30 protein-coding genes (1 of these 30 only partly in view) are annotated in these 25,683 nt (G+C 49.4%); 6 read left to right on the top strand and 24 right to left on the bottom strand.

What is annotated here, in order from left to right:
- On the bottom strand, window positions 1-1,510 hold the 5' portion of the coding sequence (gene groL, locus AB432_RS03035; protein WP_017246591.1) for a chaperonin GroEL. 122 nt of this gene lie to the left of the window's left edge; the window shows 1,510 of its 1,632 coding nt (coding positions 1-1,510); it begins with the start codon at window positions 1,508-1,510; its stop codon lies off the left edge, out of view.
- 55 nt (window positions 1,511-1,565) lie between these two features.
- Entirely contained in the window at window positions 1,566-1,850 is a 285-nt protein-coding gene (groES, locus tag AB432_RS03030) for a co-chaperone GroES (RefSeq protein WP_007721023.1), read from the bottom strand.
- A gap of 265 nt (window positions 1,851-2,115) precedes the next feature.
- Here groES and AB432_RS03025 point away from each other — a divergent pair, with 265 nt between their 5' ends.
- Window positions 2,116-3,435: a CAP-associated domain-containing protein gene (locus AB432_RS03025; protein ID WP_048036246.1), complete on the top strand. Its 1,320-nt coding sequence runs from the start codon at window positions 2,116-2,118 to the stop codon at window positions 3,433-3,435.
- A 67-nt stretch (window positions 3,436-3,502) separates the two neighbouring features.
- On the opposite strand, the gene AB432_RS03020 is transcribed toward AB432_RS03025, so the two are convergent.
- From AB432_RS03020 to AB432_RS02995, 6 genes are all read right to left on the bottom strand, one after another.
- Window positions 3,503-3,922, bottom strand: a complete 420-nt coding sequence (locus AB432_RS03020) for a hypothetical protein (RefSeq protein WP_048036245.1) — start codon at window positions 3,920-3,922, stop codon at window positions 3,503-3,505.
- 105 nt (window positions 3,923-4,027) lie between these two features.
- A complete protein-coding gene (gene tatC, locus AB432_RS03015; protein WP_048036244.1) occupies window positions 4,028-4,804 on the bottom strand; it encodes a twin-arginine translocase subunit TatC in 777 nt (258 codons plus the stop codon).
- Between the two features lie 21 nt (window positions 4,805-4,825).
- On the bottom strand, window positions 4,826-5,191 hold the full coding sequence (gene tatA / locus AB432_RS03010) for a twin-arginine translocase TatA/TatE family subunit (RefSeq protein ID WP_048036243.1): 366 nt from the start codon (window positions 5,189-5,191) through the stop codon (window positions 4,826-4,828).
- 60 nt (window positions 5,192-5,251) lie between these two features.
- Window positions 5,252-6,253 (bottom strand): molybdopterin-binding protein, encoded by a 1,002-nt coding sequence (locus tag AB432_RS03005; RefSeq protein WP_048036242.1) that lies wholly within the window; start codon window positions 6,251-6,253, stop codon window positions 5,252-5,254.
- The gene (locus AB432_RS03000; RefSeq protein WP_048036241.1) at window positions 6,247-6,762 is read right to left on the bottom strand and encodes a MogA/MoaB family molybdenum cofactor biosynthesis protein; all 516 of its coding nucleotides are present in this window, start codon (window positions 6,760-6,762) and stop codon (window positions 6,247-6,249) included. The genes AB432_RS03005 and AB432_RS03000 overlap by 7 nt, the downstream gene beginning before the upstream one ends.
- Before the next feature lie 131 nt (window positions 6,763-6,893).
- Window positions 6,894-7,472, bottom strand: a complete 579-nt coding sequence (locus tag AB432_RS02995) for a 5-formyltetrahydrofolate cyclo-ligase (RefSeq protein ID WP_048036240.1) — start codon at window positions 7,470-7,472, stop codon at window positions 6,894-6,896.
- A gap of 107 nt (window positions 7,473-7,579) precedes the next feature.
- On the opposite strand from AB432_RS02995, the gene abc-f reads away from it, so the two are divergent.
- Window positions 7,580-9,514, top strand: a complete 1,935-nt coding sequence (gene abc-f, locus AB432_RS02990) for a ribosomal protection-like ABC-F family protein (protein WP_048036239.1) — start codon at window positions 7,580-7,582, stop codon at window positions 9,512-9,514.
- A gap of 8 nt (window positions 9,515-9,522) precedes the next feature.
- On the opposite strand, the gene AB432_RS02985 is transcribed toward abc-f, so the two are convergent.
- Window positions 9,523-11,760 (bottom strand): hypothetical protein, encoded by a 2,238-nt coding sequence (locus AB432_RS02985; RefSeq protein ID WP_048036238.1) that lies wholly within the window; start codon window positions 11,758-11,760, stop codon window positions 9,523-9,525.
- A gap of 245 nt (window positions 11,761-12,005) precedes the next feature.
- Between AB432_RS02985 and AB432_RS02980 the strand changes: the two genes are divergently transcribed.
- Window positions 12,006-12,587 carry a sigma-70 family RNA polymerase sigma factor gene (locus AB432_RS02980; RefSeq protein WP_048036237.1) on the top strand — a complete coding sequence of 194 codons (582 nt, stop codon included), beginning with the start codon at window positions 12,006-12,008 and terminating at the stop codon, window positions 12,585-12,587.
- Window positions 12,559-13,059 carry a DUF3600 domain-containing protein gene (locus tag AB432_RS02975; protein ID WP_048036236.1) on the top strand — a complete coding sequence of 167 codons (501 nt, stop codon included), beginning with the start codon at window positions 12,559-12,561 and terminating at the stop codon, window positions 13,057-13,059. The genes AB432_RS02980 and AB432_RS02975 overlap by 29 nt, the downstream gene beginning before the upstream one ends.
- 48 nt (window positions 13,060-13,107) lie before the next feature.
- Here AB432_RS02975 and tsaD read toward each other — a convergent pair whose 3' ends face one another.
- The 6 genes from tsaD to AB432_RS02945 all read right to left on the bottom strand — a co-directional run bounded on the left by tsaD (window position 13,108) and on the right by AB432_RS02945 (window position 17,405).
- Window positions 13,108-14,190 carry a tRNA (adenosine(37)-N6)-threonylcarbamoyltransferase complex transferase subunit TsaD gene (gene tsaD / locus AB432_RS02970; RefSeq protein ID WP_048036235.1) on the bottom strand — a complete coding sequence of 361 codons (1,083 nt, stop codon included), beginning with the start codon at window positions 14,188-14,190 and terminating at the stop codon, window positions 13,108-13,110.
- A complete protein-coding gene (gene rimI / locus AB432_RS02965) occupies window positions 14,190-14,645 on the bottom strand; it encodes a ribosomal protein S18-alanine N-acetyltransferase (protein ID WP_047074036.1) in 456 nt (151 codons plus the stop codon). The genes tsaD and rimI overlap by 1 nt, the downstream gene beginning before the upstream one ends.
- A 4-nt stretch (window positions 14,646-14,649) precedes the next feature.
- A complete protein-coding gene (gene tsaB, locus AB432_RS02960; protein WP_048036234.1) occupies window positions 14,650-15,372 on the bottom strand; it encodes a tRNA (adenosine(37)-N6)-threonylcarbamoyltransferase complex dimerization subunit type 1 TsaB in 723 nt (240 codons plus the stop codon).
- Window positions 15,353-15,823 (bottom strand): tRNA (adenosine(37)-N6)-threonylcarbamoyltransferase complex ATPase subunit type 1 TsaE, encoded by a 471-nt coding sequence (gene tsaE, locus AB432_RS02955; protein WP_048036252.1) that lies wholly within the window; start codon window positions 15,821-15,823, stop codon window positions 15,353-15,355. The genes tsaB and tsaE overlap by 20 nt, the downstream gene beginning before the upstream one ends.
- Window positions 15,824-15,828: 5 nt before the next feature.
- Window positions 15,829-16,845 carry a thiamine-phosphate kinase gene (thiL, locus tag AB432_RS02950; protein WP_048036233.1) on the bottom strand — a complete coding sequence of 339 codons (1,017 nt, stop codon included), beginning with the start codon at window positions 16,843-16,845 and terminating at the stop codon, window positions 15,829-15,831.
- 98 nt (window positions 16,846-16,943) lie between these two features.
- Window positions 16,944-17,405 (bottom strand): SprT family protein, encoded by a 462-nt coding sequence (locus AB432_RS02945; protein ID WP_048036232.1) that lies wholly within the window; start codon window positions 17,403-17,405, stop codon window positions 16,944-16,946.
- A gap of 129 nt (window positions 17,406-17,534) precedes the next feature.
- Here AB432_RS02945 and AB432_RS02940 point away from each other — a divergent pair, with 129 nt between their 5' ends.
- A complete protein-coding gene (locus AB432_RS02940; RefSeq protein WP_012684251.1) occupies window positions 17,535-17,873 on the top strand; it encodes a hypothetical protein in 339 nt (112 codons plus the stop codon).
- 76 nt (window positions 17,874-17,949) lie between these two features.
- Window positions 17,950-18,072, top strand: coding sequence for a cortex morphogenetic protein CmpA (gene cmpA / locus AB432_RS02935; protein WP_012684250.1), 123 nt, complete (start codon window positions 17,950-17,952; stop codon window positions 18,070-18,072).
- Between the two features lie 25 nt (window positions 18,073-18,097).
- On the opposite strand, the gene AB432_RS02930 is transcribed toward cmpA, so the two are convergent.
- The 9 genes from AB432_RS02930 to alr form a co-directional block, all read right to left on the bottom strand.
- Window positions 18,098-20,260, bottom strand: a complete 2,163-nt coding sequence (locus AB432_RS02930) for a Tex family protein (protein WP_048036231.1) — start codon at window positions 20,258-20,260, stop codon at window positions 18,098-18,100.
- A gap of 97 nt (window positions 20,261-20,357) precedes the next feature.
- Window positions 20,358-21,146, bottom strand: a complete 789-nt coding sequence (gene sigB / locus AB432_RS02925; protein ID WP_048036230.1) for an RNA polymerase sigma factor SigB — start codon at window positions 21,144-21,146, stop codon at window positions 20,358-20,360.
- Window positions 21,115-21,609 carry an anti-sigma B factor RsbW gene (rsbW, locus tag AB432_RS02920; protein ID WP_048036229.1) on the bottom strand — a complete coding sequence of 165 codons (495 nt, stop codon included), beginning with the start codon at window positions 21,607-21,609 and terminating at the stop codon, window positions 21,115-21,117. Before rsbW ends, sigB begins: the two co-directional genes overlap by 32 nt.
- Window positions 21,609-21,935, bottom strand: coding sequence for an anti-sigma factor antagonist (locus AB432_RS02915; protein WP_048036228.1), 327 nt, complete (start codon window positions 21,933-21,935; stop codon window positions 21,609-21,611). Before AB432_RS02915 ends, rsbW begins: the two co-directional genes overlap by 1 nt.
- 23 nt (window positions 21,936-21,958) lie before the next feature.
- Complete coding sequence (locus tag AB432_RS02910; RefSeq protein WP_048036227.1) at window positions 21,959-22,960, bottom strand: PP2C family protein-serine/threonine phosphatase; 1,002 nt, start codon at window positions 22,958-22,960, stop codon at window positions 21,959-21,961.
- Between the two features lie 5 nt (window positions 22,961-22,965).
- Window positions 22,966-23,394, bottom strand: a complete 429-nt coding sequence (locus AB432_RS02905) for an anti-sigma regulatory factor (protein WP_048036226.1) — start codon at window positions 23,392-23,394, stop codon at window positions 22,966-22,968.
- A 203-nt stretch (window positions 23,395-23,597) separates the two neighbouring features.
- Window positions 23,598-23,948 carry a type II toxin-antitoxin system PemK/MazF family toxin gene (locus tag AB432_RS02900; protein WP_005830205.1) on the bottom strand — a complete coding sequence of 117 codons (351 nt, stop codon included), beginning with the start codon at window positions 23,946-23,948 and terminating at the stop codon, window positions 23,598-23,600.
- Between the two features lie 3 nt (window positions 23,949-23,951).
- Window positions 23,952-24,251, bottom strand: a complete 300-nt coding sequence (locus AB432_RS02895; protein ID WP_007721089.1) for a CopG family ribbon-helix-helix protein — start codon at window positions 24,249-24,251, stop codon at window positions 23,952-23,954.
- A 229-nt stretch (window positions 24,252-24,480) separates the two neighbouring features.
- Window positions 24,481-25,683 carry an alanine racemase gene (gene alr / locus AB432_RS02890; protein WP_048036225.1) on the bottom strand — a complete coding sequence of 401 codons (1,203 nt, stop codon included), beginning with the start codon at window positions 25,681-25,683 and terminating at the stop codon, window positions 24,481-24,483.

The following is a 25,683-nucleotide window of genomic DNA, read 5'->3' as shown; positions in this document are numbered from 1 at the left end:
CGTTGGACAGTGCGGAGCGAGTAACTTTCGCCGCGTCAACGATACCAGCTTCGAGCATGTTTACATACTCTTCAGTTGCAGCATTGAAGCCGATGCCCACTGCTTCTTTTTTCAGACGCTCTACGATTACAGAACCTTCGAGTCCTGCGTTCGCAGCGATTTGACGAACTGGCTCTTCCAGGGAACGAAGTACGATTTGTACACCTACAGCCTCTTCGCCACCTACATTGATCGCTTCAACCGCTTTGATTGCGTTGATCAAAGTAGTACCACCACCAGGTACGATACCTTCTTCTACTGCTGCGCGAGTAGAGTTCAGAGCGTCCTCGATGCGGAGTTTTTTCTCTTTCAGTTCGGTTTCAGTAGCTGCACCGACTTTGATTACTGCTACACCGCCAGCCAATTTAGCCAGACGCTCTTGCAGTTTTTCGCGATCGAAATCGGAAGTAGTATCTTCGATTTGTTGACGGATTTGGGTTACGCGGCCCTCGATGGAAGCCTTGTCGCCAGCACCTTCAACAACAGTTGTGTTTTCTTTTGTAACCACGATTTTGCCAGCGCGGCCCAGTTGCTCCAGCTTAGTGGATTTCAGGTCCAGACCCAGCTCTTCCGTGATCACTTCGCCGCCAGTCAGAGCAGCGATGTCTTGCAGCATAGCTTTGCGGCGGTCGCCGAAGCCAGGAGCTTTAACCGCTACAGCTGTGAAGGTACCACGCAGTTTGTTCACTACGAGAGTAGCGAGCGCTTCGCCTTCAACATCTTCAGCGATGATCAGGAGTGGTTTGCCGCTTTGTACGACTTGCTCGAGTACAGGCAGAACTTCCTGGATGTTGGAGATTTTTTTGTCAGTGATCAGGATGTAAGGGTTGTTCAGAACCGCTTCCATCTTGTCAGTGTCAGTGATCATGTAAGGGGAAGCGTAGCCACGGTCAAATTGCATACCTTCTACTACTTCCAGCTCTGTTACGAATCCTTTGGATTCTTCAACAGTGATTACACCATCTTTGCCCACTTTTTCCATTGCTTCAGCGATCAGGTTACCTACTTCTGGATCGTCAGCGGAAATAGCAGCTACTTGCGCGATAGAGGATTTGTTCTCAACCGGCTTCGCGATGGATTTGATTTCTTCTACAGCTGCACGAACTGCTTTTTCCATACCACGACGGATAACCATTGGGTTAGCGCCAGCAGTTACGTTTTTCAGACCTTCACGGATCATAGCTGCAGCAAGTACAGTTGCAGTTGTTGTACCGTCACCAGCGATGTCGTTGGTTTTGGTAGCAACTTCTTTAACCAGTTGCGCACCCATGTTTTCGTAAGCATCTTCCAGCTCGATTTCTTTCGCGATAGTAACACCGTCGTTAGTGATCAACGGAGAACCGAATTTTTTCTCAAGAACCACGTTACGGCCTTTTGGACCGAGGGTTACTTTAACCGCATTTGCCAAAGTTTCAACACCGCGGAGCATGGAGCGGCGAGCGTCTTCAGAGAATTTGACTTGTTTAGCCATCTAAACTCAACCTCCTGTTATGTGTTTATTCGTTCGATTTCCTATGTCAAGAGCCTTAACCGATGATCGCGAGGATATCGGATTCGCGCAGCACGAGGTATTCTTTGTTGTCTACCTTTACTTCAGTACCAGCGTATTTGGAGAAGATTACTTTATCGCCTTCTTTTACTTCCAAAGCGATGCGCTCACCGTTGTCAGCAACACGGCCAGAACCTACTGCGATTACGCGGCCTTCTTGCGGTTTTTCCTTTGCAGAATCAGGCAAAACGATACCGCTTGCAGTCGTTTCGTCTTTGGAGATAGCTTCGATTACCACACGGTCACCCAATGGCTTAAGCACTAAAAACACCCTCCTCAAAAAATGTAGGTAAACAATATTTCTGTTGTTAGCACTCGACTGTTATGAGTGCTAACACCCAATTCCTATAATAATGAATCACTATGTACTTTGCAAGTAGTTTCCCTCACTTTTTTCCATATGCAACTGCTTGACTACTCTTCCTCCTAGCAAATTGCATTCTCTAGCAAAAAGGTTCTAGTATTCGGACACGCTCATATAAATGAAACATAGAATCAGGCAAGCTCGCCAAGGAGGGAATTGTTCCATGCACAAATGGCTCTGGATTGGCTTAATTGCCCTGGGAGTCTTGGGAATCAGCCGTCTCTTCACTTCGGATACTACTTCCTTTATACGGGTCAACCTTACCCCCGCCTCCATCTATTGGGATGGCCGTGAAATCGTCGCAAGCGAAAAACCCCGGTATAACACGGAGGAAGGCAAGGAAATACCAGCTGCTTTCGAATACGAAGGAACGCTATATGTACCTCTATCCATGATCAGTCGCCACTTGAATAAGCCTATCGGTTGGGATGAAACTTCCCAAACCGCGTGGGTCGGTCAATCTCCTGAACTCTCCATCGGACAGCCTAAAAAACAGACTATACCCGATGCAGTGCCTGCCTCTATAGCGCTTCCCCATAAACCTGCGACAACCAAACCACCTGCGGTACCCATTCGAGTGGAGAAGCCTAATACGATTTTTGACATAGGTCTAGGCATGTCTTCTGAGGAAGTACACAAACTGTTAGGTGAGCCTGCTCGCAAAGAGCCAAGCAGTCTCGGCTATCAATGGTGGGTGTACAATCGCGAGCCAGCCCGATACATTCAAGTCGGCATCGCAAATGACAAAGTCGTCGATGTGTACTCTCTCGCTCCGACAGCAAAGCTCGGAAACATCGGAGTTGGCACCAGCCAGCAATCACTGGAGCGTCAGTTGGGTGTACAAAACATTGTTTCTTTCTCTTTTCAGGGGGCACAAATCCAGATTACCAATCAAAAGCAACAACGCCCTCTCGTCATGAAAGACGGCACCCCCTACATTTACTATTTGGACAAGCAAAATGGCAACAAGGTTACCGCCGTACGTATAATGGATACGCAAATGCTATTACGCGGCAGTTTTTACGAAACGAAATGGACCTATCAAGGTCAGGCACCCAATTTTGATCCCCCGCCACTTCGTGTCGGCGAACGAGAGCAGGTCAATGCTGCATCCGAGCGGCAAATTCTCGATCTGGTCAATGTTTCCCGCTACCGATACAAGCTTCCGCCCCTGCAATGGAACGAAAAAGCTGCCGATGTGGCACGAAAACACAGCATGGACATGGAGGGCAACAACTTCTTCGACCACATCTCTGCGACTACCGGGAGTAATCCATTTGACCGCATGAAAAGTGCCTCTCTCGCTTACAGTATGGCCGGGGAGAATATTGCAGCAGGCTACACGGATGCGATCGAAGCCCATGAAGGCTGGATGAACAGTCCAGGCCATCGCAAAAACGTACTCGAAAAAGGCTTCACCCAGTTAGGAGTGGGCGTCTATACAGACTACTTCACCCAAACCTTCCTCACCCCCATGAAATAATCGAAAAGCCCGGTTTCGTCTCTTTTTATGGACGACCGGGCTTGTTTTTGCAAGAAGAAGCGCCGCTTTACGGCAATTTCACTTGCTCCCTCAGTTGGTCAACTTTTTCGGTAAACTCCACAACGACCGTTTCATATTCCTTCGTGTGCAAAATCAGCCACGGACGACGCTCCCCTTTTTTGGGCATGATGACAAACATCTCTGCAATCATCGCGTCAAGATTAGCGGATTTTAGCTTTATCGGCTTTGGGGGGACTAGCGGAATTTTTACGATCATGGCGGAATCCAACGATGGATTATACTCCAAGACCCGTCCGCTCACACTTTGCAAAATCTGCTGGGCCTCTTCCTGAAAACCAGTTGTATTTTCAAAGCTGGCCACAACGCGCTGCTTGTCCGTATCAAACAGTTCGATAGGCTCCCCCAGCCCGGCGGCATTAGCCGTACTCCCAGAAAAGAGCAACGCCAAACATACGATCAGCCACATATTCAGCACCTCCCGGATCATAACCTCCGTAGTATTTCCCATTTTCTGCCGGAATAACAAAAAAGTCCTCTGCCACTCGGGACAGAAGACTTTTTCTCATATTCGTTATTGAACGGGTTCGTTTGTTTCCAAACTGCCGTATTCTTGTTCCCACGCTTCTTGTTCTTTCAATTGCTTGCGATAAACAATACGGGATAGCCAAATGCTCAGCTCGTACAGAAGCAGCAAAGGGATGATCACGAGAATATCGCTGACAATCTCAGGAGGCGTCAAGGTAATCCCGACTACAGCCAGTGCAAAGTAAGCGTAGCGCCGTGCCTTTGCCAGCCTCATTGGATTGAGGATACGCAGTCTCGTCAGGAACATGACGATAATCGGCAACTGGAACAGTATCCCGAACGGAATGACCATATTAAACATGAACCCAAAGTATTGCGCGATTCCGTAGTTCGGGTCTGCGCCCATCGATGCTGTAATACTGGTCATAAACTGCATGACCATCGGGAAAACGACGTAGTAGCCAAACAGGATACCAACGATAAACAGAAAACAAGCTGCTGGGATGAAGTAAAGCGTCCCTCGCTTTTCCTGTACTTCCATCCCTGGCGAAACAAAACGCCAAACGTGATAAAGTGCTACAGGCAGTGTGATGACAGCGCCCACAAGGAAGGCAACCTGCATGTAAACACGAAGTGCGTCTGACGGATGCAATGAGACAATGGGCACGCCATCCGCAATCGGTTCTTGCTTTAAATAATCCACGAGTGGACCGGCGAGGAAAAAACCGACGACCAATGCGACAATAAACACGGCCAGCACCCATATGATGCGCTTGCGCAGTTCCGTCAGGTGCTCTACCACTGTCATTTCCTGATCCTTCATGGTAACCACCAACCTTACCTGTTACGCGTTCTTCTGCTCTTTTTCCATTTGCAGGCGCTCTAGCTCCAGCTTTTCGCGGATTTCTTTTTCCAAGCGCTCGCGTTCCATTTTTTCACGAACCTCGCGTTCAATTCGCTCCCGATCCGCCGCTTCCTTATCAGCGACAACCGGTGTTGTTTTGACAGACGCTTCTTTGGAGGCGAGCTCCTTGCGCTTTTTCTCCTCATCGTCGTCTTCATCGTCGCTTGTCAGACTACGCGTAGCATTTTTGAATTCTTTCAAAGTATGACCTACCGCACGCCCCAGTTCTGGAAGCTTTTTCGGACCGAAAAGCACCAAGGCTAAAACTAAAATTAAGATTAATCCAGGAATCCCGATTGAGCTCATACGTGTTCACTCCTTTTTCTAGTGAAGTCGTTTGCTTTTGTTATTTGCCAGTCTAACCAGCTAGCACTTTCGTAAACCACCATATCCGAGTCTTGTCATATCAGAGGCAACAATTCGCTCCCCAGCCAAAATCCGCGGCAAAAACACATCAAAGGAAGTAAACGTTTCATGCATGACCGCTCCCGGCAATCCGAGAATCGGTACATCGCCTTTGTAAGCAACCATTAGCATGGAGCCCGGTAGCATCGGCGTACCGTAGCGCACTACTTCCGCTCCTACTCCTGCAATCGCTCCTGGCGTGCGGTCGTCCGGATCGACAGACATCCCGCCCGTGACCAAGATCAGATCGACCCCTTCATCGAGGAACGAGTGAATCTGCTGTTCGATCGCTTCCTTGTCATCTGGCGCAAAACGCTGGTCTACGACCGTAGAACCGAGAGCTTCCACCTTGTTTCGAATGACAGGACCGAACTTGTCTGCAATCCTGCCAGAGAAAACTTCTCCCCCTGTTGTAACAAGCCCCACTCTTTTATCCTGAAACGTTTTTACTTGTACAATCGGTTCGTCAAACTGTTTGGCCAGTTGCTCCAGCTCGATGATTCGAGACTCTTCCATAATTAACGGGATGATTCGTGTAGCCGCCAATGTATGGCCCGGATGGACGACCTGATCGCCGTAAATCGTGGAGAACGCAATTCCTTCGAGCTTGTTCAACGCATGGACAGCTTCCTCGTTGATTTTGGCTAACCCTGTTCTCGCGGCTTTCATCGACACCTTGCCCTCATAAGGAGGCGTCAAGGTCAAGCCTTGTCCGGAAACGGCCTTCGCGATACGAATGCCCGCTTCTTCTTCATGGATGTAGCCTTCTGGCATCTCCAGCACGTAAATATGCTCTTTGCCAATGGACAACAACGGCTCAATATCCGCCTCTGTGACAACATGCCCTTTTTTGAACAAGCGTCCTTTAAATTCTCCAGGCAAAATTTGCGTCATATCGTGAGGAAGCATCATTCCGATCGCTTCACGCACTGGCACTTCCCGCATCTGAGGTTTTTCTACCAATGCAATCCTCCCCAATCTTCGTTTGCTTCTCCCGTTCCTTGCAAAATGTGCAAAGCGTCGGACAGCATATCGCCAATCGCATTGAAACAGATTTCTACGCCTTTCGGATTACCAGGGAGGTTGATAATCAACGAATTCCCCCTCGTTCCCGCAACTGCACGGGTCAGCATCGCTCGACGGGATTGCTGCAAACCAGCACGGCGCATTTCTTCGGCCAAGCCTGGGACTGGTCTATCAATGACCCATGCTGTCACTTCTGGCGTAACGTCACGCGGGCTAAGTCCCGTACCCCCGGTAACAATCAACAGATCGCATTTTTCACGGTCTACGAGCTCAATCATATGTTCTTGCAAATCTTCCATATCATCACTAACGGCACGGTATACAGCGACATCTACTTGAAGCCATTCCCTTGTCAGATGACGAACGATTGGCATACGATCGTCCACACGATCTCCTCTGGCAATCGAATCACTTGCAGAAATAACGCCTACCTTCCATTTGCTCACGATACATTCCTCCGGTTTCTCATTCGATAGTATTGTACACTTTTCTGTCAAAAACGTCTCGTCGTTTTTCCTTGGCGGATAGCACCATTCGCGGCTGGAGAAGGCATGAAAAAGCTGCTGACACAAAACATTCAAAAATGCAGAAGACCTTTTTCGGTGACAACTGCATCTAGCAAAACATCATGAGGCTCTAGCGGCACATGCTCCACAATCTGAATAGAGAAGCCGACTCCAACCAAGAACGGGAGCTTTTTCAGCGTTGCCAGAAAGCGATCATAATAACCACCGCCATACCCCATTCGTCCGCCCTTGCTGTCAAAAGCAACACCAGGAACAACGATCGCATCCAAATGTGATACGTCCGCTTCCTCTGCCAGGGCAGGGTCCGGCTCCCAAATCCCGTAGACGCCTTGCTTTAGCATGTGTGATCCTGTATACCGATACGGAATGAGACGTCTCTCGGCAACATTGGTGAACGGTAACCATATGTCTTGGCCTCGCTTTTTTGCCTCATGTAGAAAGGGCAGAATATCCAGTTCATCGCCAAAAGGATGGAAAGCCATGATTGCTTTGGCATCAGCCAGCCTTTCATGAGACAGCAGGTGATCGCATACTTCCCTGGAAAGCTGCTCCCGTTCCTTTGCAGACATGGACTTGCGTCTCTCCAAAATATGGCTTCGCAGCTGTTTTTTATTCGTTTTTTGGTCCATGACAACCTCTTCCCTCTTTCGTAACGTGCTTGGGACATTCCCGCGAGGCTTGTCCCATGCGCTCTCTCTAGGCTACACTGGCATTAGTATATAAAGAGGTGAATCCGATGATTTTGCTACAAGCTGAACATATAGAGAAAACGTATGGTATCGAAACCATTCTACAAGACATCTCCCTGCAAATTCAAACCGGGGAACGGGTTGGTCTGGTTGGCGTAAACGGTGCAGGAAAATCGACTCTGATGAAGATCCTCGCCGGCGAGCTAAGCTACGACAAAGGAATTATCCGTATTCCAAAGGATGTTACTCTCGGGTATTTGGCACAAAACAGCGGCCTTGAATCGGAACGATCGATTTGGGATGAGCTGTTGAGCGTTTTTTCCCATCTGCAAAAAGAAGAGCTGGAGCTTCGTGAGCTCGAGGCTAAAATGGGCGATCCGGCTATTCTCGCTGATGAGAAGCGTTACCAGCAACTGTTGGAAAATTACTCTCACCGTTCGGAGGCCTTTAAGGAAAAAGGCGGCTACAGCTACGAGGGTGCGATTCGTGGGGTTTTGCACGGTCTGCGCTTCGCGGACTTCGATTACACGACACCGATCCGCACATTGAGCGGCGGACAAAAGACTCGTCTGGCACTAGCCAAGCTGCTGCTCCAATCTCCTACCATTCTTCTTCTCGATGAGCCGACGAACTATCTAGACATCGAGACGCTGACTTGGCTGGAGACGTATTTGCAAAACTACCAGGGCGCCATTCTCGTCGTTTCCCATGACCGTTACTTCCTGGACAAGCTCGTGACCGTTGTCTATGAAATCGAGCGGACACGCGCTACCCGCTATGTCGGTAACTACAGCCGCTTTCTCGATGAAAAGGCGGCTCGGCTCGAACAGGATTTGAAGCGATTCGAAAAGCAGCAGGAAGAGATCGCCAAGCTGGAGGATTTCATCGCGCGAAACATCGCTCGGGCTACGACGACCAAACGAGCGCAGAGCCGGCGCAAGACGTTGGAAAAGATGGACCGCATGGACAAGCCGATTATGAACAACAAATCCGTCCACTTCTCCTTTGATGTGGCAAAAATGAGCGGCACCATTGTGATGAAAGCAAACAACGTCGCGATTGGCTACCCGGATGCTGTTCTTTCTCAGGGTCTTACGTTTGAAATCGAGCGCGAGGAGCGTGTGGCCTTGGTCGGTCCCAATGGTATCGGGAAATCGACACTGTTAAAAACGATTGTAGAACAGTTGCCTAAGCTGCGCGGCGATATTCATTTCGGGAGCAATGTAACGATCGGGTACTACGACCAGGAGCATCGTAACCTGAACGAACGGAATACAGTACTCGGCGAAATTTGGGATGAATACCCGAACATGCTGGAAAAGGACGTCCGCACCTTGCTCGGCAACTTCTTGTTTAGCGGTGATGATGTACAAAAGAAGATCAGCGACCTGTCTGGAGGAGAACGTGCACGCGTCTCTCTGGCAAAGCTCATGCTGAAGCAAGCAAACTTCCTGATCTTCGACGAGCCGACGAACCACTTGGATATTTTCAGTAAGGAAGTGCTCGAGAATGCCCTCTATGATTATCCAGGTACGATCCTGTTCGTCTCCCATGACCGTTACTTCTTAAACAAGATTGCCACCCGCGTCCTAGAACTGACAGGTGATGGCGTGACCAGCTATTTGGGTAACTACGATTACTTCGTGGAGAAAAAGCAGGAACTGGAGGAGCTCGCAGCCGAACAAGCAGCGCAGCCCGTAAAAAAACAAGGCGGTACCGTAGCGGCACAGCCTGAGAAATCCTCTTATGAGCTAGATAAGGAAGCGAAACGTCGCGAACGTCAACGTCAGCGCCGTTTGGAAGAGATTGAGGTCACAATTCAAAAACGAGAGGCTGACATTGTCAAATGGGAAGAAGAGCTCTGTCTCCCGGAAATTTATAGTGATCATGTGCAGGCAAAAGAACGCAACGATCAAATCCATGCTGCCAAAGAAGAACTGGAGCAGTTGTATGACGAGTGGAGCGCGCTATCAGAAGAGTAATCCCATCCTCACGTCGAACAGCGCTCCTGCACAGGCTCCTCTAAGGCAGCATAGAGAGCAGGAACCACTAGAAAGGTAATGCAGGTAGCTGCTGTGACGATGCCCGAGTCATTGAGTATCAGCCCAGCCAGTGCACCGACAATGACACCCGCAAAGCCTTTGACCAAGTATGGTGTGTCCTTCGCCAGATGGTGCAAAAAGCGGTCGTTTTTCAAAGCGAGAACGCCTAGTGCAATCAGGGAGACGACAAATGCTTTGCTCCAAATGGAAACGCGAATCAAGCGGAGATTCATCGCCAGCTTGCGTTCAATCATCTGCCCTACCTCGGACCATTCCCCTTGTACAATCTGCTGAGAAAGCCGTCCGACATGGGTCAAGGGCTGATCTGACATGAGACTGATCGCCATCAAACTGCATACACCCATAACCAGGCCGCCTGCCAACAGCAGGAGGCCTTTTTTGCCGATTCGCCAGCCCTCAAGGCGTGACAATGCCACGGTAAATCCGATCAGTCCCGCAAGAAAACCGCCTGCGTCCGTTCCCAGGCTAGGTGCCACCATGTAATAAAGCACGATACTGTACATTGCTACAGAGACTGCAAGTAACCATTTATTTTCCCGACCTAGCTCCTTTTGTCCCCCACGCATTCTCTCGTACAGCGAAGCCACCAGCATGATCGTGCTGCCGATCAGGACCCCTTCGTATTCATTTCCTAGCCCGTAAAACCTCGCTCCGATTACCGGATCATACCCGAGGTACGATTGCCGCATCAAATGAGCGCCAGTCCATCCGTCCACCAGCAGAATGGCTGTCGTCACTCCGCTGACTGTCATCACGATTCGCTGGAGAGCATGGGCTTCCTGCCAAAAAGCCGCGATCAGGGCAGTCATGATGAGTCCCCCTAAGACAACCGCGCCAGAAACTTGCCAGTCGAGCAGGCTCTCCGCCAAAAGTAATGCGGGAAACCATAATAAAGCCAGCAGCGCAAGTCGTATTCCTCTACGCAGCCGCAAAAATCCTGACCCTTCTCTCTTCCGCCCAAACCACCAAAGAACAACCGCACACCCTACAATGACAATCTGCAGCATGACGAAGGTATAGAGCACTGCTGGCCGTGTCGCATACGTATGATGAATCTCGCCTACCTGATTCTGAAGGGCAGTAAGACCATTGCCTTTTTCGACACGTATGACATGACCAGCCAACCCTTTGGGTACGGGTACGTCCAGCCAGGACAGTATTGTTGGTACCATATCCAGTCCACTGACTAATCCCGACTGCCTGGTGGTAGCTGATGTCAAAACTCCACTCGCTTCCTCTCCCCAAATGAGCACCGGAGTAAGGAGAGCCTTTTCTTTTGCCGCCACATGATTGACTGCTGGTGATGCCAATACAATGCGTTGATATGGTTTACGTTCCACAAGGAGTTGGTCAAGGAAAAGGGACAAATCACGCAAAACACGGTGATACTGCCGGGTAAACTGACCTGGGTCCATTTCCGCACTCAACTGATATAACCGGGACAAATCTGAGAGTTGAGCAATGATCAAGCCCGCTTGACGCTCGCTGTGGATTTTCTCAAGCAGGTAAGCGTAGTTTGTCTTGATTCCGTACGGATAACCGCGAAGGAGCTCCATGCTATTTATAGAAATGTCCCCTGTCGGAACTCTTCCTTGCTGATCCATCGCAAACAGAACGGCATGTCTCTGGCGGATATCCTCATAGTCACCGTTTCCGTATAAAGCGACCTGAATGTTTTTTGCAGCAAGCACGGTTCCAAGAAGCCCGATTTGCGCAGAATACGGTTTCTCCCGATTATCTGCCAAGAGCCGGAAAATACCCGGAAAAATGATCGAGGAGTGCGCCACCTCCTGCGCCTGATCACCACCTAGCTCTTGCGCCCGTTCACCCGCTGTTTCCCTGGACGAGAGTACTTCATACGGATGATAGCCTGTCCCGCTCCTTTCAGAGTAAAGCGCTTGACCACCACTCCCCATGAGCAGGTAGCCGTTTGCGGCAGTACGCGATCCGGGTGTTCTTATGGACAGAGCTCCAGCTCCTGCATCATCCAACCATTTATCCACAGTAGATAACTTTTTGAGTTGCTCCAGATCATGAAATGACATCCCCTCCACAAACAGCATGATGACCTGTTGTTTTTCCTTTGCTACCAATGGTTTTCCTATATTTGTAGCTAGAAACAATATCAGGAACGACAAGAAAATCAGCGCGAGTTTCTTTCTCACGAGTCCCCCTCCTGTTGATAACTCGACTTTTTTATCCACATTTTCCACAGAATAATCCACAGAGTATAAGCGGTTTTCCCGGTCATTTTCTCGTGTTATCACCAGTATTCACAGGAGTATATGTGAACAATCCAGAAAGTTATCCTATGATGTGGATAAATCGTAGGTAGAAGGACGAAAAACAACTGAACCTTTTTGCCTCTGTTAGCGAATATAAGGGTGTAATACGTTCTGGAGGGGCCCCCATGAATGATAAAGAGTTACTCCCTTGGCTGGAAAAAATGCTGACGGGAGACGAAGCAGCTTTTCGCGTCGTTTATCAAGCCACGCACACCGATGTTCATCGTACGATCGCTTTTCTTGTCTACAACAAGCAAGACATCGAAGACATCACGAACGAGACCTATATTCGTATGTGGCGCTCTTTTCACACTTATGATCAGAGTCGGCCATTTCGATTTTGGCTTCACGGGATCACCGTTCGTCAGGTGCAGGACTGGAAAAGGAAGGCTTGGCGAAGAATACGGCTCTTTGAACGAAACCGCCTTATGTACGAAGCGCAATTTGATTGGGCAGATTCCGCAGTGATCCAATCAGAGACACAGCTCGAATTGCTCAGAGTCGTTCGTACACTTTCGTACAAGCTACGCGTAGTGGTCATTCTGCGCTATTTTCACGATTATGCTCTGGATGAAATCGCCGAGTTGCTGCAAATCCCGCTGGGTACCGTGAAATCCAGGCATCATCTGGCACTGAAGGCGCTACGCAAGCATTGCGAATTCACAGGAGGAGACTCTTATGTCCATAGACAAACAACTACGCGATGAGCTTCTTCAATATGCTGAATCGTTGAAAACCCCACCCGAGATCGAGAGTCGTGTGTACCTCTCCTATCAAAATGACTTCTTGCAAAAGAAAGGGAGATTATCCATGAAAAAACGTTTGATAAGTGGAATCATAGCAGTGGCTATCCTGATCCCAACAGCGGCCCTGGCGACACCTTATTTAGCTGATCAAATCTTCGGGTCATCGAAAACCATCATCGAGCGTGGTGGAACACAGGAGGATTATCAGGAAATCGAGAAATTCTTTCAGGAAGCAAAAAGTAAGCTGACTGAAGAAGAGTACGCGGAGTTTTCGGCGATCATGAAGCAACTCATGGATCTGAAAATAAAGATCACCGATGAAAACGGGGTGATGCACGAGGATCGGCTGACTGCTGAGGAACGAAAGCAGTTTGAAGAGATACTTCCCCAAAAAGCCGCACCCTTTTTCGAAAAGGTACGTGGCGGCAAGTAAAAAAGAAAGGGACTATCCGGCTTGGATAGTCCCTTCTTGCATTTACATCTATTGCTCTGAAAGCGACAAACTTGGCACGCCATTCAGATCGAGCCCTTCAAACTGTCCTTTTTCATATTTGATAAAGCCTGCTGCTGCAATCATCGCAGCGTTGTCTGTGCATAGTGAGAACGGTGGAATCACCAACGGAATTCCTTCTGCCTTACACCTCGCTTGCAGTCTCTCACGTAATCCACGATTGGCTGCAACGCCCCCAGCCAACAATACCTGCTTCGCTCCATGAGAACGAGCTGCCCGAATCGTCTTTTCTACGAGTACTTCTGTTACAGAGTCTTGGAAGCTCGCAGCCAAATTCGCCGGTTCGATCGTCTCTCCTCGCTGAGCAGCATTGTGCAAGGTATTGAGCACCGCTGACTTCAAGCCACTGAAGCTGAAATCGTAGGAGTCTGGCTCCAGCCATGAACGAGGGAGCGGTACATTTGCCTCCCCTTCATGTGCAAGGCGATCAATATGAGGTCCGCCTGGATACGGCATGTTCAGCGCTCGTGCTACCTTATCATACGCTTCCCCTGCAGCGTCATCTCGCGTTTCCCCCAAAATCTCGAACTGACCGTGCTCCTTCATCCAGACAAGCTCCGTATGCCCGCCCGATACGACGAGTGCGATCAGCGGAAACTCCATTTCTTGCACCAGACGATTCGCGTAAATATGACCCGCGATATGATGGACACCAATTAGCGGGATGCCTCTGGCCATGGAAATGGCTTTTGCTGCTGCCACACCAACTAACAGGGCTCCGACAAGCCCAGGCCCGTACGTCACCGCAATTGCCTGGATGTCATCCAGCGTTTTCCCGGCCTCGGTCAGTGCCTCTTCGATGGTAAGCGTAATATTCTCTACATGTCTGCGAGAAGCCACCTCCGGCACGACCCCACCAAACCTTTTATGGATATCGGCTTGGGAAGCGATGACGTTCGACAGCACCTCTCGACCATCACGGATGACAGCAGCCGATGTCTCGTCGCAGCTCGTTTCAATTCCTAAAATATAAGTAGGAGCACCTGATTCCCTATGTGCTTCGTATTTTTGTTGTATGCGCTTCTCGTAGCGCGACGTATACGTCTTGTTCATTACAATGTCACCCACATAATGATTGCGTCCTCATTGTTATCCGAATAATATCCCTTGCGCCGCCCATGCTCTTTAAAGCCGAGCTTGATATACATGTTTCGTGCGACTGTGTTCGAAGGTCGAACTTCCAGCGTCATGCTATGGGCACCCTGCATCTTGGCAACACCCATCATTTTGATCATCAGTGCCAATCCAACCTTTTTTCCTCGATATAGTGGATGGACAGCGATATTTGTAATATGTGCCTCATCGATCACGATCCACATGCCGCAATAAGCGATAACCCGATTTTGGTGAACGACGACTACATAGCGTGCATTTGGATTTCTCGTCAGCTCGTTGACAAATGCATCATGCGGCCATGGAGTTGTAAAAGCCAAGCGCTCCAGCTCTGCCACAGCCCCAACGTCCTGCATCGTCATATAACGATATTCCAAATCGATTGGTTGACTCATGCTTTTACTCCTTTACGGCCCCCGCCTGCTTTTGGGCAAGCCACTTCGCTTCTGCTTCTGCCAGTTGCAAATACTCCGGAACCAGTTCATGCGCATTTGTGCCGTCTTGTAGCTTGCGCAGTGCCACATAGCCGATATGGGCAGCACGCGGGTGATTGAACGCTGGAGAAGCAAATTGCGCCTGATTCCCGAGCTCTTGCACAATCGTCTCCCGATGCAGCCTTACATCTTCACCCAAGAACAAGATCGGCTCTCCTTGCGCCAGGTCTCGCAACAGTGGCAGCCATTCTCGCAACAGGATGATTTGTTCTGTGGACTGCGCTCGTACCGCCTCCATGCCATCGGAACGATAACAGCCGGTATACACTTGACCTCTGCGCGCATCGAACAGCGGTACAATCAATCCAGAGAAGCCTGTTCCATTCATGGCGATTACCTCCAGACTGGATACACCGATGACTGGCACATTCAGTGACCAAGCCATGCTTTTCGCAGAGGCAACGCCGATTCTTACACCTGTATAGGAGCCCGGTCCGTTTGCCACCCCGAAACCACTGAGATCCTCTGGCGCTGTTCCTGTTGCATCGAGCAGTTCACTGACACAGTCCATCAGACGCACGGAATGGTTTTTTTGCTGGTTCGTCGTCATTTCTGCCAAGACCCGCTCTTCCTCTACCACAGCTACACTTAGCACCAGATTCGATGTATCAATCGCCAGTACGCGCATCAAAATCAAACTCCTCACACAATTTCACATAACGATTCCCTTGAGGAACCAGCTCGATCATCCGCTGTTCCTCCCCTTCTCTACGCAGGAAGACGGTCATCCGATCTGTCGGCAGGACATCCTCGATCAAAGAGGCCCACTCTACGACACAGACACCTTCTCCAAAAAAGTAATCGTCCAGACCAAGAGAGTCTGGATCATCGCCTACCCGGTAGACATCCATATGATAAAGCGGCAAGCGCCCCTGATATTCTTTTATGATAGTAAAGGTCGGACTGTTCACTACTTGTCGGACTCCTAGTCCTTTGGCCAACCCCTGGGTAAAAGTCGTCTTGCCCGCTCCCAGATCACCCTCCATCGCGAGGAAGTCACCTGGTTCAAGCAGACCTGCCAGTTGCTCGGCAAAGCGCTGCGTCTCCTGCGCTCCCGTGAGCCTCCATGTATAGCTCATCTCTTTCATCCACTCCTAAAATGGTTGAATCCCGCTTTGGGTAACGGGAGCTGTTGATCATCGCGCTGAAGCATCAATTCTGGCTCATGCGTTTTTCCTACCACCTCACCGATGACAGTAAACGGTACACCACTAGCGGCAAATTGCTTGCTTACGGCTTCATAGTGACTTTTCGCAAGCGTTCCGACCAATTGATAATCTTCACCGCCATAAAAAGCCCATTCCAGCGGATCTTTCTCTACGTGCCGTGCATACTCCCGAACTTCGTCATGGATCGGTACCATTGCAGCATCGACCAAAATCGATACGCCGCTCGCCTCGGCAATCTCCCACAGCTCTGACGCCAGCCCATCACTTACATCATTTAGCGCACTGCATGCCCCTGATTCCAAGAGCAGTCTGCCCGCCTTTATTTGGGCAACGGGACGCTGATGGGCATTCATCAATGTCTCCCAAGGTAAAGAGACACCTCTTTCAGCAGTCTCTCCTTGCAGGAGAAGATGTAGTCCTGCTGCAGAAGTTCCGACATGCCCTGTAACAAAAACAAGCTGCCCAGGCTTTGCTTGTGAACGACGAATGGCACGCCCTTTTTCCACCTCACCCAAAACGGTAACACTCAGGTGTAGGGCATCAGGCGCAGAAACAGTATCGCCACCAATGACACGAACTCCATATGCCAGACAAGCCTCGTAAATACCTTCATAGATTTGCTGGCATTCGTCAGGCGTCCATTGCGGACTTACCGCGATACTGACAAGCGCGTACCGGGCAACCCCGCCCATCGCTGCAACGTCGCTCACATTGCTGATAACAGCCTTATATCCGATATCACTAGGATTCATCGTTTTCTTCAAAAAATGAACCGTCTCCACCATCGCATCGCAACAGGCCACGACTTCCATTTCTGGTGCTGGGGAGAAGACAGCGGCATCATCCCCTATCCCGACGGTTAAACCGTTCCCTTCCTGCCCCGCAGAACGACTTGTCCATTGCCGGATCAGGGAAAATTCGTCGTGTGCCACTTCAAACGCTCCTTTTCCTTCGCGGAAAACATTTTTCGTCTGTTCATTATACCCCTGCTGTCAAAAGACGCGCAAGAAAGCCAACCTCCTCTGATTCTTTACGTCGTTAGCTCGTGCAGCAGCAGCTTTCCTTTGCAGCGTCCGCAACGATAACGGCTCGGGTTCATCTTTCGTTTGCGTTTGTAGCTCATGCCACATGCCTTGCATACCAGCTCGTATCGATATGGCAGGGTTGTCCGACCGTTTCCTACCTGTTGGCAGTATCGACTTCCCCCCACCTGACGCAGAAGCAGTTGAAAATCCAGATCAGCGTGACGATACCCGCGCTTTTCTATGTGCAAATGATAATGGCAAAGCTCATGCTTGATGATCGCAATCAATTCCTCCACACCATGCTCCTGCAAATGCTTCGGATTCAATTCAATGTCATGCGAGCGCAGCAAGTACCTGCCGCCAGTGGTGCGCAATCTGCTGTTAAAGCGGGCCTGATGGCGAAAGGGCTTGGCAAAAAATTCGCTGGATATCTGCTCTACCAGCATTTGCAGTTCCGAATCGGTCATCTCATCTCCTCCGCTTCCTTCTTTTCACCATAGCAGTTCCAGTTGAAAAGTGCCAGACAGATAGGCTACACTATGTGCAAATAAATGGTTGTGACCGTTTAAACGATAGACAGAATGGTGGAGGAGCTCATGCGCTATTTGTTATTGCAGTCCAGTGACGGACTACAGTTTGTCTCGTTGCCCGAAACGCATATGTATCAATTAATCGCTCTATTGAAACGACTTTACAAGGAAATTGACAAATTGACGATCACAGAGCGCCCAGAATTGCCTACGGTTCTGGCAGACTGTGCGGATGTGGAACGGTTAGGAAACGAGCTTTCGATCGTGGATGGTCTGGAGTACGTCAGTGGTCTGGAGCGCCGCTTCGCTGCCCTACAAGAGACAGAGTATCCACTCATCTCTTTATTGACAGAGATTCGTGCCCTGCAAGCCCAATTGGAATATTTGCACGAAGAAGAAGAGTAAATGAAAATTGTAGGCACCTCCTGCTCGTCTCGGCGCATACATTGCCTATAGACGAATCTCTCCAGGAGGTACTTTCATGCCACAATGGATGCGCAGGCAGTTGCAACGTGCCTTTAATGGAAAGGACGTTCGCCAAATTCGTGTGCTCAACAGTTGCTGGTTCTTATATTTAGAAAAAAATGGCGGCCGCCCTGACTGACAGGAGGCCGCCTTTTAGTTCATTCTTATCCTTCCGTTGGCGCGATCATGGTCATCCCTACACGCTGACGTTTCTCGTCAATTTCTACTACCCATACATCTACGATATCGCCAACAGTCACCACTTCAAGTGGATGTTTCACAAAGCCCTTCTTCAAACGGGAAATGTGCACGAGACCGTCGTTTTTCAGACCAATATCCACAAACGCTCCGAAGTCGACCACGTTGCGCACAGTCCCTTGCAGCTTCATGCCCACACTCAGATCAGACAACTGGAGGACATCACTTCGCAAGAGTGGTTTTGGCAGCTCGTCACGCGGGTCGCGACCAGGACGCAAGAGGCTGTCCACAATGTCTTGCAGCGTAGGCTCACCAATCCCGAGCTTCGCAGCGGTCTCTTTTACATCCAAAGACTGCACGCGTTCCTTGCAGTTCTCACTGCCGATCTCCTGAGCGCTAATGCCCAGCATCGACAATAACTGGTGTGTCGCATCGTACGATTCCGGGTGAATCGGTGTTTTGTCCAGTGGATTCGCTCCATCCATCACACGGAGAAACCCGATGCACTGCTCATACGTTTTGGCACCCAAGCGCGGAACTGCCTTCAGTTGGGAGCGTTCCGTGAACTTCCCGATCTCGTCCCGTTTTTTCACGATATTCCCTGCTACTTGACGGCTGATCCCTGATACATACTGCAATAGAGAAGGGGAAGCGGTATTCACATCTACTCCGACATGGTTTACGGCAGACTCAACCACAAACTGTAGGCTGTCTGCCAGCCTCGATTGTGAAACATCGTGCTGGTACTGACCGACCCCGACGGACTTCGGATCGATTTTGACCAACTCAGCGAGCGGGTCCTGCAAGCGACGTGCAATAGAGGCCGCACTTCGCTCTGCTACATCCAGGTCCGGGAATTCTTCCTTGGCCAGGGTAGATGCGGAATACACGGATGCACCTGCCTCGTTCACGATGATGTACATTACCTCTCGCTTCAGCTCTTTCAGTAGCGTGGCAATGAACTGTTCTGTCTCCCGCGAAGCTGTACCGTTCCCAATCGCAACAACCGTAACTCCATAGGTTTCGATCAACTGCTTCACTTTCACTGTAGCTTCAGCCACTTTATTGGCCGGAGGGGTCGGATAAACGACGGCAACCTCCAGCAGTTTGCCGGTTTCGTCTACAACGGCGAGCTTGCAGCCTGTTCGAAACGCCGGATCAACCCCAAGTACGACTTTTCCTTTTACAGGCGGTTGAAGCAGCAAATTGCGCAGGTTTTCTGCAAAGATGTGAATAGCACGTTCCTCGGCTGCCTCTGTCAGCTCAGCGCGCACCTCTCGTTCAATAGAAGGGGCTATCAGACGTTTATACGCGTCCTCGACTGTCAATGTTAGCAGATCGCGGGCAACGGTATCACGAGGAAGTATGCGTTTTTGCATCCAAGCCAAAATCTCTGCGACAGGCGCTTCAATAGAAACCTTCAAAATACCTTCGTTCTCTCCCCGATTGATGGCCAGTACCCGATGTGGAACGACCTTTTTCAGAGGCTCACTATATGCGTAATACATTTGGTATACATTTTTCTCGTCTGCTTCTTCGGCTTTCTGCTCCGTCAGAAGCAATCCTTTTTGAACCGAGCGCTGGCGGACCCACTGGCGAATTTCTGGGTCATCAGACAGAATTTCCGCCACAATGTCCATTGCTCCTTGCAGAGCTTGCTCAGTCGTCTCTACGCCTTTTTCCGGGTTGATGTATAGTTTTGCTTCTTCTTCCGGATTCCCCGTTTTCGGTAAGCTCATGAGGTAGTTGGCAAGCGGCTCTAGTCCCTTCTCCTTGGCCATGGTTGCACGCGTGCGGCGTTTTTGGCGGTAAGGGCGGTACAGGTCCTCTACCTCTTGGAGCTTTGTCGCACGTTCAATTGCTGTGCGCAGCTCGTCCGTCAGCTTGCCTTGCTCATCGATGAGCCGAACGACTTCTTCCTTCCGCACTGACAGGTTGCGTAAATAGCGAACGCGTTCCTCAATCGCTCGAATTTGTGTTTCATCTAGCTGCCCCGTCATTTCTTTGCGGTAGCGGGCAATAAAAGGAACCGTGTTTCCTTCATCCAAAAGGGCAACCGTGCGCTCCACCTGGTGAGGTTTGACACCCGTATCTTGGGCGATTGTCTGGATCATCAACGTAAGCTCCATACCTGTCCTCCTGCGCTCATTCTTCGTCGTTTATTGTACCACATTTGCTAACAAGGACTGGAAAAAGGGAAGAAAAAAGAGGAGCCACTTGGCCCCTCTACGTCACGGTTTCTAGCTGTTCCACTTTCAATGCTTCTCTCAGCTTGCCCAACGCCCTGCGCTGAAGGCGGGAAATATGCATCTGCGACATCCCCATGATGTCCCCAGCTTGTTTCTGACTCAAATTTTGATAAAAAGTTAATTGAATAATTTCTTTTTCACGGTGATCCAAAATTTGCAGGGCCCGCTCCAGCATCAGATTCTGCTCGACTGCTCCGTACCCCTCTTCTGTCGTCCCCACTAGGTCGAGTAAAGAAATGGTGTTGCCATCCAGATCCGCTTCCAGCTCGCTGTCCATAGAGAGAGAATGATAGCTGCGCCCCATCTCCAACGTTTCCAGAATTGCTTCCTCTGTAACGCCGAGGCTGTTGGCAATGTCCGCAATTTGGGGAGAACGCTGCAGCTTGATCGTGAGCTCGTCGACCACCCGTTTGATCTTCGGGCTCAGCTCCTTAACCCTGCGCGGAACATAGACACTCCATGTCTTGTCCCGAATATAACGCTTAATCTCCCCTACAATGGTCGGGATCGCAAAGCTCTCAAATGTCCGCTCAAAGCTAGGGTCGAACCGACGAAAGGAAGCAAGCAGGCCGATTAATCCGACTTGCACGAGGTCTTCATACATGACTTGTCCGCGAACAAACTTCTTCGCTAACGATTCCACAAGAGGAGTATAGGCCCTCACCAGTTGTTCCTGTATCGCAGGATCTTTTGTTTCACCATACAGGTGGATGAGCTCCTTCAACTCCTCTGGACTATATTTCTGCTTCCGAGATTGTCCAGTCATTGCCAGCCACCCCATCCTGCCGAACATACTTGGTCATGGAGACTACTACCCCTGATTCAGAGCGAGTCTCCACCTCATCCATAAGCGTGTGAATGAGATAGAGCCCGAGCCCACCCTCATCCAAATCCTCTATGCTTTTCCCTGCATAAATCGGCGTCAGTTGCTCAGCAATGAGCTCATTTGAAAATCCAACCCCCTGATCGCTTACCTCGATCACCAATCGATCTTCAAAAACGTGGCATTGGATATGAATGGAGCCAGGATTCTCTGTTTCCTTGTATGCATGTCTTACTACATTCGTGCATGCTTCTCCGACGGCAAGCTTGATATCCTCGATCTCGTCATAAGAAAAGCCCATACGGTTGGCTACACCGGATACAGTCAGACGAGCTACTCCCAAATACTCCGCCTTGCTTGGCAAAGTCAATTGAATCACGTCTGCCTCAGGTCTATTTGGACCCATTACTCGCTCTCTCCTTTGCGGATGGCAATATGATCGTATAAGCCAGTAATGCGAAATAGCCTTTCCACACGCGGAGACAATTTGTGCACCTCAAATGTACGATTTCGTTGGATGCACTCTTTCATAATCCCGATGAAAATTCCAATTCCGGTACTGTCCATGTATTCTACTGCTTCCAAATCAACCGTAATGCGATTGATATCCGGCTTGGTGACGAGTGACATGAGTGTTTCCTTTACTTTCGGTGCTGTAAAAGCATCAATATCTCCACCAAGGACCACTCGGTACTCAGTTTCAAGGCTCGTTGTCTTAATCAACAGGTCCATCTGCGTCTCCCCCCGTACGTTGCTTAGGTTCTTCGAAGTACAATCATGGTGTAATCATCCAGCAGGTCAAACTGGGAGAGCAGAAGCAGTCTATTGTACAGGCCGTTTGCCATCTTTTGGGCAGATTCGCCAACCTCTTTTTGCAAATGGTGTACAAGCTCTTCCCTTTGCAAATAATATCGGTTATTTTTGCATTCTGTTACACCATCCGTCAGAAGAATCAGAACATCATTTATTTCTAAATAAATCTCCTGAACCTCGTATTCACTGTTTGGGCGTAAACCGAGTGCATTCCCTCGCCCTTCGAGATCGTAAAACTTCCCTTCGGCTGACCTGTACAAAAATCCTGGCTCGTGTCCTGCCATCGCATAACGAAAGCAGTGTTCCTTCGAGTCGTAACTGCCAAACATCATCGTCACAAACATGCTCGGATCAATATTTCTTCCCACGATCCGGTTTAAATGGTGCAGCATTTCATCGGGACCCAGCTCCATTTGTCCAAGGCTGTCTATCGCATATTTCACCATCGACATACACATCGCAGCAGGCATTCCTTTTCCGGTAATGTCTGCAATGGCGACGCCGAAACGCCCTTCGGTTTGTTCAATGAAGTCGTAATAGTCACCCGAGATTTGTTTCGCGGCAACACTCACTACGCCAATCTCCAGCTCTGGATAGACTGGAACCTCACTTGGCAAAAGTGATTGCTGCATCGCTTTTGCCACGGCTATTTCTGATTCCATCTGCTGATGCCGATTGCGCCAGCTATTTACGGATCGATGCTCGTTCCCATATTCAATCATGACCTCTGTCAAAATGGAGAAGGAGGAGCGCACAAACTCAGGCACTTCCCCGAGCTGCTCAAGCGCTTGCGCATGCAAATCAGTAATTTCTTCTGGCGAAATATCTCGAGAAAGCATCCATTTGCCCAACTGCTGGGCTCCGTAGAGCTGGTCTTCCCCTTGAGCACTCAGGTAATCCCGAAGAATTTTTACATACTCTTCTTGGAAGCTCCGGGTTACCATTTATCTCATTCCTCCTTTGCTTGATCGCTCCACTTCACAACAACGACACGCGTCCCTTCACCAAGGGTACTGTGGATCTCAAATTCATCCATCATGCGCCTGACACCCGGCAATCCGGCCCCGAGGGCACCTGAAGTCGAATAGCCATCATCTAACGCCTGGCGAATATCAGGAATCCCTGGACCGCTGTCATTCGCTGTTATTTGCAAGCCGATCACTCCTCCGCGTTCAATCGGCGAAATCGTGATCGTCCCCGTACCCGCATACAAATAAATATTGCGAGCCAATTCAGAGATTGACGTGGCGATGCGGGACTGCGTGATCGTGCCAAAGCAAAACAACTTCGACATATTTCGCCCCACTTGCCGCGCCGTCACAATGTCTGATTCTTGTTCTATATTGATTGTCTCAGGAGAATAGTCTGCCACAACCAAAAAAACCCCTTCCGCCTCGCTTGGTAGGTAGAAATGAGTTTTTTCTCTACCTCGAAAAATAAATCATATTGTGTCACTTTTTGTCTTATATTCTCATTTCGAACAGTTCGCTGTGCACCTATAAAATCCCTGCAAATTTGACAGCAAAAAACCACTTGCTTCACTCAAGTGGCTTTTCCTATCATCTGATCTTTTTTCACACGTTAAAAATCAATGAGTCCTAAACTGATTTGCAAGGATTCATTAACCCGATCCATCATCTCGTCATCGAGATGCGTTATTTTATCAGTTAGACGTTGTTTGTCAATGGTTCGTATTTGTTCCAACAGAATAACGGAGTCACGATCAAATCCATAAGTTTTTGCGTCAATTTCCACATGCGTAGGCAACTTCGCCTTTTGAATCTGCGCCGTAATGGCTGCGACGATGACCGTCGGACTAAATCGATTTCCAATGTCGTTTTGAATGACTAAAACAGGCCGTACGCCTCCTTGCTCAGAGCCAACGACCGGGGACAGGTCCGCGAAAAACACATCGCCACGTTTGACAATCACCAGTCACACCCCGCTAACTAAGCGGACAAGAGTATGGTCAGCCTCTTCTTCAGCGCCAAAAGCCTCCGATGCCATATTCAGATTGATCTTCGCCATCTCCATGTACCCTTTTTGCATGGTCTCACGGATTGTGCGTTTTTTTCGCTCTTTCAAATACAAATGCATCGCTTGACGAATAAACTCGCTGCGATTGGATTTTTCCTTTTGAATAACGCCATCCACTTCCTGAAGCAAGTGTTGTGGCAAGCTGATCATGATGCGTTTCGTGTTTGACTTCGACAAGACAAATCCACCTCCAACCATGACCGTAACTTCCATCCGCTATGCTGGTTCTAGAAAGAACAGCCAATATGAACAATACCATTATGTCGAATCCATTGCAAAAATATACCTACTGTCGCTTTTTCGGTGAGAAAACGTGAGTGTAAACAATCTAAAGGTGCAGGTGAAGACTTCGTTTACCCAAAAAAGCCAGCTTTTTCGCTTAACTAGTATTCGTGTTCCACGGGAAAATTCCTGCTGATTTTCCTTGCTAGTTATTTACATTTTCACGGGACGAGTACTTCATCGTCAATGGGTGAAATACGTCAATTACTTTCTGGTCGCGCAAATAGAGGCGCGGAATTCGGTAATTCAGCATACAAGGAACCTCGTAATTGATTGTTCCCAGCAATTCGGCAATTTCATCCAAGGAGATTTCCTCGTCACCCTGCTTACCATACAAGACGACCTCATCATTGACCGCTGCTTCTGTCGAATTCAGGCTGACCATGATTTGATCCATACAAACTCTGCCTGCAATCGGGTAGCGCGATCCATTGTACAAAACCTCGCCACGATTGGACAAAAGGCGAGAATAGCCATCTGCGTATCCGATCGGCAGCGTTGCAATCCACTCGTCAGGCCTTGCTGCATACGTAGCACCATAGCTGACCGTGAATGGCTCATCTGCCTTCTTTACGTGGGCAATTCTCGTCTTGAGCGCCAGGGCGGGGGTAAGAATGACATCCGCACGTTCTTTCATGTACACAGAAGGATACAATCCGTATAAACCTATGCCTAAACGAATCGTATCATACCCCCAATCGGGAAATGCGATAGCCGCAGCCGTATTGCAGCAATGAACGGTCGGCAAAGTTTTATTTGCTTCACGCAGTGCTTGCAAAAAGGATTGAAACAAGTCGTGTTGTCGTCGCACATGGGTTGTATCTGGTTCATCCGCGCAGGCAAAATGCGTAAAAATGCCTGTCCACTTAAGCTTAGAGCATTCTTCAAGGGCACCTACAACGGCAAGTAAATCTTCCTTTGTCCGAACGCCCAAACGTCCCATGCCCGTATCGGTCTTCACATGAATCCCGACAGTCTTGTGATCGTTTTTCTGAAGAATGTCGTTCGCTTCCGTGATCCATTGGACGCTGTAAGCAGTTAACTCCACTTCCAGCTCGCTTGCAGTGACAATGGATTCGACAGGTGTGTATCCCAACACCAAAATCGGCGCTGTGATCCCTGCCCTCCGCAAAATAAGCGCTTCATCGAGCAATGCGACTGCAAGTGAATCTGCACCGCTCGCCAACGCTTCTTTTCCGACATGGACAGCGCCATGACCATACCCGTCTGCTTTCACAACAGCCATAATACCCGTTTTTTCTGGCAAATGGCGTTTGAATGTCTCGAGGTTCGCCCGGATGGCATCCAAATCAACCTCTACCCAAGTGTCACGACAAAACGATTTCAT

It is taken from the genome of Brevibacillus brevis (assembly GCF_001039275.2).
Taxonomy (GTDB): domain Bacteria; phylum Bacillota; class Bacilli; order Brevibacillales; family Brevibacillaceae; genus Brevibacillus; species Brevibacillus brevis_C.
Note: the sequence above shows the minus strand (reverse complement) of the source record. Positions and strands in the feature narration are given on the sequence as shown.

Bases quoted from the DNA above. Each gene is read 5' to 3' on its own strand.
- AB432_RS03025 (WP_048036246.1), top strand. From the start codon at position 2,116: ATGCACAAATGGCTCTGGATTGGCTTAATTGCCCTGGGAGTCTTGGGA.
- AB432_RS03020 (WP_048036245.1), bottom strand. From the start codon at position 3,922: ATGTGGCTGATCGTATGTTTGGCGTTGCTCTTTTCTGGGAGTACGGCT.
- tatC (WP_048036244.1), bottom strand. From the start codon at position 4,804: ATGAAGGATCAGGAAATGACAGTGGTAGAGCACCTGACGGAACTGCGC.
- tatA (WP_048036243.1), bottom strand. From the start codon at position 5,191: ATGAGCTCAATCGGGATTCCTGGATTAATCTTAATTTTAGTTTTAGCC.
- AB432_RS02995 (WP_048036240.1), bottom strand. From the start codon at position 7,472: ATGGACCAAAAAACGAATAAAAAACAGCTGCGAAGCCATATTTTGGAG.
- abc-f (WP_048036239.1), top strand. From the start codon at position 7,580: ATGATTTTGCTACAAGCTGAACATATAGAGAAAACGTATGGTATCGAA.
- AB432_RS02980 (WP_048036237.1), top strand. From the start codon at position 12,006: ATGAATGATAAAGAGTTACTCCCTTGGCTGGAAAAAATGCTGACGGGA.
- AB432_RS02975 (WP_048036236.1), top strand. From the start codon at position 12,559: ATGTCCATAGACAAACAACTACGCGATGAGCTTCTTCAATATGCTGAA.
- tsaD (WP_048036235.1), bottom strand. From the start codon at position 14,190: ATGAACAAGACGTATACGTCGCGCTACGAGAAGCGCATACAACAAAAA.
- rimI (WP_047074036.1), bottom strand. From the start codon at position 14,645: ATGAGTCAACCAATCGATTTGGAATATCGTTATATGACGATGCAGGAC.
- tsaB (WP_048036234.1), bottom strand. From the start codon at position 15,372: ATGCGCGTACTGGCGATTGATACATCGAATCTGGTGCTAAGTGTAGCT.
- tsaE (WP_048036252.1), bottom strand. From the start codon at position 15,823: ATGAGCTATACATGGAGGCTCACGGGAGCGCAGGAGACGCAGCGCTTT.
- AB432_RS02945 (WP_048036232.1), bottom strand. From the start codon at position 17,405: ATGACCGATTCGGAACTGCAAATGCTGGTAGAGCAGATATCCAGCGAA.
- AB432_RS02940 (WP_012684251.1), top strand. From the start codon at position 17,535: ATGCGCTATTTGTTATTGCAGTCCAGTGACGGACTACAGTTTGTCTCG.
- cmpA (WP_012684250.1), top strand. From the start codon at position 17,950: ATGCCACAATGGATGCGCAGGCAGTTGCAACGTGCCTTTAATGGAAAG.
- AB432_RS02930 (WP_048036231.1), bottom strand. From the start codon at position 20,260: ATGGAGCTTACGTTGATGATCCAGACAATCGCCCAAGATACGGGTGTC.
- sigB (WP_048036230.1), bottom strand. From the start codon at position 21,146: ATGACTGGACAATCTCGGAAGCAGAAATATAGTCCAGAGGAGTTGAAG.
- rsbW (WP_048036229.1), bottom strand. From the start codon at position 21,609: ATGGGTCCAAATAGACCTGAGGCAGACGTGATTCAATTGACTTTGCCA.
- AB432_RS02915 (WP_048036228.1), bottom strand. From the start codon at position 21,935: ATGGACCTGTTGATTAAGACAACGAGCCTTGAAACTGAGTACCGAGTG.
- AB432_RS02910 (WP_048036227.1), bottom strand. From the start codon at position 22,960: ATGGTAACCCGGAGCTTCCAAGAAGAGTATGTAAAAATTCTTCGGGAT.
- AB432_RS02895 (WP_007721089.1), bottom strand. From the start codon at position 24,251: ATGGTTGGAGGTGGATTTGTCTTGTCGAAGTCAAACACGAAACGCATC.
- alr (WP_048036225.1), bottom strand. From the start codon at position 25,683: ATGAAATCGTTTTGTCGTGACACTTGGGTAGAGGTTGATTTGGATGCC.